This window comes from Bradyrhizobium sp., from assembly GCF_036009065.1.
Taxonomy (GTDB): domain Bacteria; phylum Pseudomonadota; class Alphaproteobacteria; order Rhizobiales; family Xanthobacteraceae; genus Bradyrhizobium.
Map to the genome: position 1 here is coordinate 1 of NZ_DASYMN010000064.1, position 4,806 is coordinate 4,806.

General features: G+C 61.8%; 5 protein-coding genes. All 5 read left to right on the forward strand.

The window, feature by feature from the left end:
- Positions 1 to 46: 46 nt before the first annotated feature.
- The 5 genes from VGP39_RS04100 to pdhA all read left to right on the forward strand — a co-directional run bounded on the left by VGP39_RS04100 (position 47) and on the right by pdhA (position 4,785).
- Complete coding sequence (locus tag VGP39_RS04100; protein WP_327566826.1) at positions 47 to 1,189, forward strand: zinc-binding dehydrogenase; 1,143 nt, start codon at positions 47 to 49, stop codon at positions 1,187 to 1,189.
- Between the two features lie 77 nt (positions 1,190 to 1,266).
- Positions 1,267 to 2,415 (forward strand): CoA transferase, encoded by a 1,149-nt coding sequence (locus VGP39_RS04105; RefSeq protein ID WP_327566827.1) that lies wholly within the window; start codon positions 1,267 to 1,269, stop codon positions 2,413 to 2,415.
- 92 nt (positions 2,416 to 2,507) lie between these two features.
- Positions 2,508 to 3,065 carry an NADPH-dependent FMN reductase gene (locus tag VGP39_RS04110; RefSeq protein ID WP_327566828.1) on the forward strand — a complete coding sequence of 186 codons (558 nt, stop codon included), beginning with the start codon at positions 2,508 to 2,510 and terminating at the stop codon, positions 3,063 to 3,065.
- Positions 3,066 to 3,122: 57 nt separating this feature from the next.
- Entirely contained in the window at positions 3,123 to 3,443 is a 321-nt protein-coding gene (locus VGP39_RS04115) for a septum formation initiator family protein (RefSeq protein ID WP_327566829.1), read from the forward strand.
- Between the two features lie 295 nt (positions 3,444 to 3,738).
- Entirely contained in the window at positions 3,739 to 4,785 is a 1,047-nt protein-coding gene (gene pdhA, locus VGP39_RS04120; RefSeq protein ID WP_327566830.1) for a pyruvate dehydrogenase (acetyl-transferring) E1 component subunit alpha, read from the forward strand.
- The last annotated feature ends 21 nt before the right edge of the window (positions 4,786 to 4,806 follow it).

Consider the following 4,806-nt stretch of genomic DNA (forward strand, 5'->3'; position numbering starts at 1 on the left):
GTTCGATTAATCATACAAACTCAAAAATTCACGCAGGGAGGATTACATGGCTTCTGACAACAAGACCGGGCTTGAACTTCGTTCGCTGATCAAGAAGAGCGGCGAACTCGAACTGTCGCTGGCCAGCGTGCCGATTCCAAAACCAGGCGTCGATGAAGTTCTGGTCCGGATCGAGGCTTCGCCGATCAATCCGTCCGACCTCGGGCTTCTTGTCGGCGCCGCAGACATGTCTACGGCCAAGACATCGGGCACTGGCGATGCAGCGGTTGTTACCGCGAAGGTGCCGGATGGTGCGATGAAAGCCATGGCCGGGCGGCTCGATGAATCGATGCCGGTCGGCAATGAAGGCGCCGGCGTGGTGGTCAAGGCAGGGTCGTCAGAGGCGGCGCAGGCGCTGCTCGGCAAGACCGTGGCGATGATCGGCGGCGCCATGTATGCGCAATACCGCTGTCTCAGGGCAAAAGATGTCCTGCCGCTTCCCCCGGGTACCACGCCGGCCGAGGGAGCCTCGTGCTTTGTCAATCCGCTGACCTCGCTCGGCATGGTCGAGACCATGCGCCGCGAAGGCCACAAGGCGCTGGTGCATACCGCGGCGGCATCGAACCTTGGCCAGATGCTGAACAAGATTTGCCTCAAGGACGGCGTTGGCCTCGTCAACATCGTCCGCAATGCGGAGCAAGAGGACATCCTGCGCAAGCTGGGTGCAAAACACGTTGTCGATTCCTCGAAGCCAACCTTTATGGACGACCTGACCAACGCGCTCATTGAGACCGGCGCGACGCTTGCTTTCGACGCCATCGGCGGCGGCAGGCTGGCCGGCCAGATACTCAGTTGCATGGAAACCGCCGCCAACAAGACCGCAAAAGTCTATAGCCGCTACGGCTCGAGCGTGCACAAGCAGGTCTACATCTACGGCGGGCTCGATATGCGGCCGACCGAACTGGTCCGCAACTTTGGCATGGCCTGGGGCATCGGCGGCTGGCTGCTGTTTCCGTTCCTGCAAAAGATCGGACCGGCCGACGGCGCAAGGCTGCGCCAGCGCGTGGTCGACGAACTCAAGACCACGTTTGCCAGCCACTACACCAAGGTGGTGTCGCTGCAAGAAGCGCTGCAGCTGCAAAATATTGCCGCTTACGGCAAGCGCGCGACCGGCGAAAAATATCTGATCAATCCGAACAAGGGCGGCTAGCACAAGCTGCTGTAATCAGGCTTGCATTCCCGCGCCGGCGTGGGAACACTCGCGCCTGCAGCGTTTGGAGAAACACAATGACCGGGCCGCTCGCGGGCATCAGGGTGATCGAGATCGGGCAGGCGGTGGCAGGCCCGATGGCCGGCATGATCCTTGGCGACATGGGCGCCGAGGTGATCAAGATCGAGAAGCCCGACGGCGGCGACGACGCGCGGGGGTGGGGACCGCCGTTCATTGACGGCGACTCCATGCTGTTTCATTCCATGAACCGCAACAAGAAGTCGGTCACGCTCGACATCAAGAATCACGATGACGTCGCCAAGCTGAAGACGCTGGTAGCCGACGCCGATATCCTGATCCAGAATTTGCGCTCCGGCGTCGTCACCGAACTCGGGATCGGGCCCGACGTGATGTGCGCGATCAATCCACGGCTGATCTACTGCTCGGTGTGGGCGTTCGGCAAGAACGGGCCGTTGCGCAACGCGCCGGGGTTCGATCCGCTGTTGCAGGCCTATGGCGGGGTGATGTCGCTGACCGGCCGTCCCGACGATCCGCCGACCTTCTGCGCGCCCGCCATCAACGACCGCGCCACCGCGCAATGGTGCGTGATCGGCGCGCTCGGCGGGTTGCAGGCGCGGCATCAAACCGGCAAAGGCTGCGTGATCGATACCGCGCTGTTCGACAGCGCGGTGGCCTGGGTGGAGGGGCCGCTCAACGGTTACAATCATACCGGAAAACCGCCGCAACGTTTCGGCGGCGCCAGTTTTACATTGGTGCCGTATCAGGTGTTCGAAACCTCGGATCGCCCGATCTGCATCGCCGCCGGCAACGACCGGCTGTTCGTGAAATGCGCCGCGATGCTCGGCCATCCGGAATGGGCCAGCGATCCGCGCTTCCTCAGGGTCCGCGACCGGGCGGCCAATCGTCACGCGCTGATCGACCTGATGAAGCCGGTGCTGAAGACGCGCAGCCGCGCCGAATGGATGGCGGGACTGGAGAACGTCGGCGTACCCTGCAGCCCGGTCAACGACATCCCGGAACTATCGCGGACCGAACAGCTCAAGGCGGCGGATCTGCTGCGCAATCTGCCAGGCACGGAGCTTAACGTCGTCGGCCTTCCCATCGTGTTCGATGGCGTGCGCCCGTATCCGCGCTCCGACGCGCCGAAATTGGGTGAGCATAATGACGAAGTGCTGTCCGGCCGACGCGCCACGGCGGCGGAATAGGAATCAGCCGCGAACGGCAAATTCATGCGCTTGCATCGTTCGGCTGACATGGCTAGGTCAATGTAGCCGCTCTCGCCTCAAAGGAAATTCCCATGGCCGCCCCATACAACGTTGTCGTCATAGTCGGCAGCCTTCGCAAGGAAGCCCACACCCTCAAGGTCGCCAACGCACTGGCCAAACTCGCGCCCGAGTCGCTGAAGCTGGATGTCGTGACGCTGCACGGCATCTCGTTCTTCAACCAGGATCTCGAAGCCAACCCGCCTGCCGACTGGTTGGCGTTCCGCGAAAAGCTGCAGAAATCGAATGGCGTGCTGTTCGTCACGCCGGAATACAATCGTTCGATCCCCGGCGTGCTGAAGAACGCCATCGATGTCGGCTCGCGGCCCTACGGCAAAAGCTCGTTTCTCGGCAAGCCGATCGGCATCGTCAGCAATTCCCCGGGCGTGCTCGGCGGGGTCAACGCGGCGATGAACCTGAAGCAGCTGCTTCCCGGCATCACCGGTCCGATCATGGGGCAGCCGGAAATCTATCTGGTCGGCGTCGGCGACGCCTTCGACGGCGAGGGCAATCTCACCAAGGAACCGATGCAGAAGGTGATGAAGCAATTCATCGACGCCTACGCGGCCTGGGTTGAGAAGCACAACAAATAGGCGACGGGGAGGGACGGCGTTAGGATTCGCTTAACCGGACCGTCGCATCGTCGCGGCATGGTTTCGCGCACCCGACTCAAATCGCTGCTCACCGGGCTCGCGCTGTATGCGGTCGCGGCGATGATGGTCGGCTATTTCGGCGTCAACGCCTATACCGGCAAATACGGCTTGAACGCGCGGCAGGAACTCGATCAGGAGATCATCGCGCTGACCTCCGAACTGGCGCGGCTGAAACGCGAGCGCGCCGAGGGCGAGCAGCGGGTGTCGCTGCTGCGCTCGGACCGGGTCGATCCCGACATGCTCGACGAGCGCGTGCGCTATCAGCTCGATTATGCCGACCCGCGCGAACTGGTCCGGACCACCAAGCCGGCGAACTGAGTTATCTGCATCTGCCGCCACGCACACGAACGTCATCCTGAGGTGCGCGCTCTTGCGCGCCTCGAAGGATGGCCACATGCACGTCTGTGGCTATCCTTCGAGGCTCGCCGTGAGAACGGCGAGCGCCTCAGGATGACGGTCGGTGGCAAAATACAAATCCCATCACACCCAATCCAGGAAATTTTTGCTCACGCTGCACTGCGGTATAGCGAATTTGTCCCGGCGTCACGCAATCCTTTTAAGGAGAAATGACTTGGGGTAGAGAGGGATCACCCTCTGTCAGACGGAAGTGCCCATGGCCGCTCAGAAAAAAAATCTCGCAAACGAAAAAGGCCAGGATAAGGGGCAGGACAAGGGCAACGGCGCGAAGAGCCCGCCAATTCCTGAATTCACCAGAGACGAGGAACTGAAGGCGCTGCGCGACATGCTGCTGATCCGGCGCTTTGAGGAAAAAGCCGGCCAGCTTTACGGCATGGGCGCGATCGGCGGCTTCTGCCATCTCTATATCGGCCAGGAAGCCATCGTGGTCGGCATGCAGATGGCCCTGAAGCAGGGCGATCAGGTCATAACAGGATACCGCGACCACGGACACATGCTGGCCTGCGGCATGGAAGCCAGGGGCGTGATGGCCGAACTGACCGGGCGCCACGGCGGCTATTCCAAGGGCAAGGGCGGCTCCATGCACATGTTCAGCAAGGAGAAGCATTTTTACGGCGGCCACGGCATCGTGGGGGCGCAAGTACCGCTCGGCACCGGGCTTGCCTTCGCCAACCGCTATCGCGGCAATGACAATGTCAGCCTGGCCTATTTCGGCGACGGCGCGTCGAACCAGGGCCAAGTCTACGAGAGTTTTAATATGGCGGAGCTTTGGAAGCTGCCGGTGATCTATGTCATCGAGAACAACCGCTACGCCATGGGCACCTCGGTGACGCGCTCCTCGGCGCAAACCGATTTTTCCAAGCGCGGCATCTCCTTCAACATCCCCGGCGAGCAGGTCGATGGAATGGACGTGCGCGCCGTGAAGGCCGCGGCCGACAAGGCTGTGGCATGGTGCCGTGCCGGCAAGGGGCCGTTCATTCTGGAAATGCAGACCTACCGCTACCGCGGCCACTCGATGTCGGACCCGGCAAAATACCGCACCCGGGAAGAGGTCGACAAGGTTCGCCACGATCAGGATCCGATCGAGCAGGTGCGCAATCGCCTGCTTGCCGCGAAAATGACCGAGCAGGATTTGAAGCAGATCGACGCCGAGGTGCGTGAGATCGTCAATGCCGCGGCTGACTTCGCGCAGCACGACCCCGAACCTGCGGCGGCCGAATTGTGGACCGACGTCTATCGCTGAACGCGCAAGCTGATCTGGAGC

Excerpts from the sequence above, each read along its gene's own strand:
- VGP39_RS04100 (WP_327566826.1), top strand. The coding sequence starts at position 47 with ATGGCTTCTGACAACAAGACCGGGCTTGAACTTCGTTCGCTGATCAAG.
- pdhA (WP_327566830.1), top strand. The coding sequence starts at position 3,739 with ATGGCCGCTCAGAAAAAAAATCTCGCAAACGAAAAAGGCCAGGATAAG.
- VGP39_RS04115 (WP_327566829.1), top strand. The coding sequence starts at position 3,123 with ATGGTTTCGCGCACCCGACTCAAATCGCTGCTCACCGGGCTCGCGCTG.
- VGP39_RS04105 (WP_327566827.1), top strand. The coding sequence starts at position 1,267 with ATGACCGGGCCGCTCGCGGGCATCAGGGTGATCGAGATCGGGCAGGCG.
- VGP39_RS04110 (WP_327566828.1), top strand. The coding sequence starts at position 2,508 with ATGGCCGCCCCATACAACGTTGTCGTCATAGTCGGCAGCCTTCGCAAG.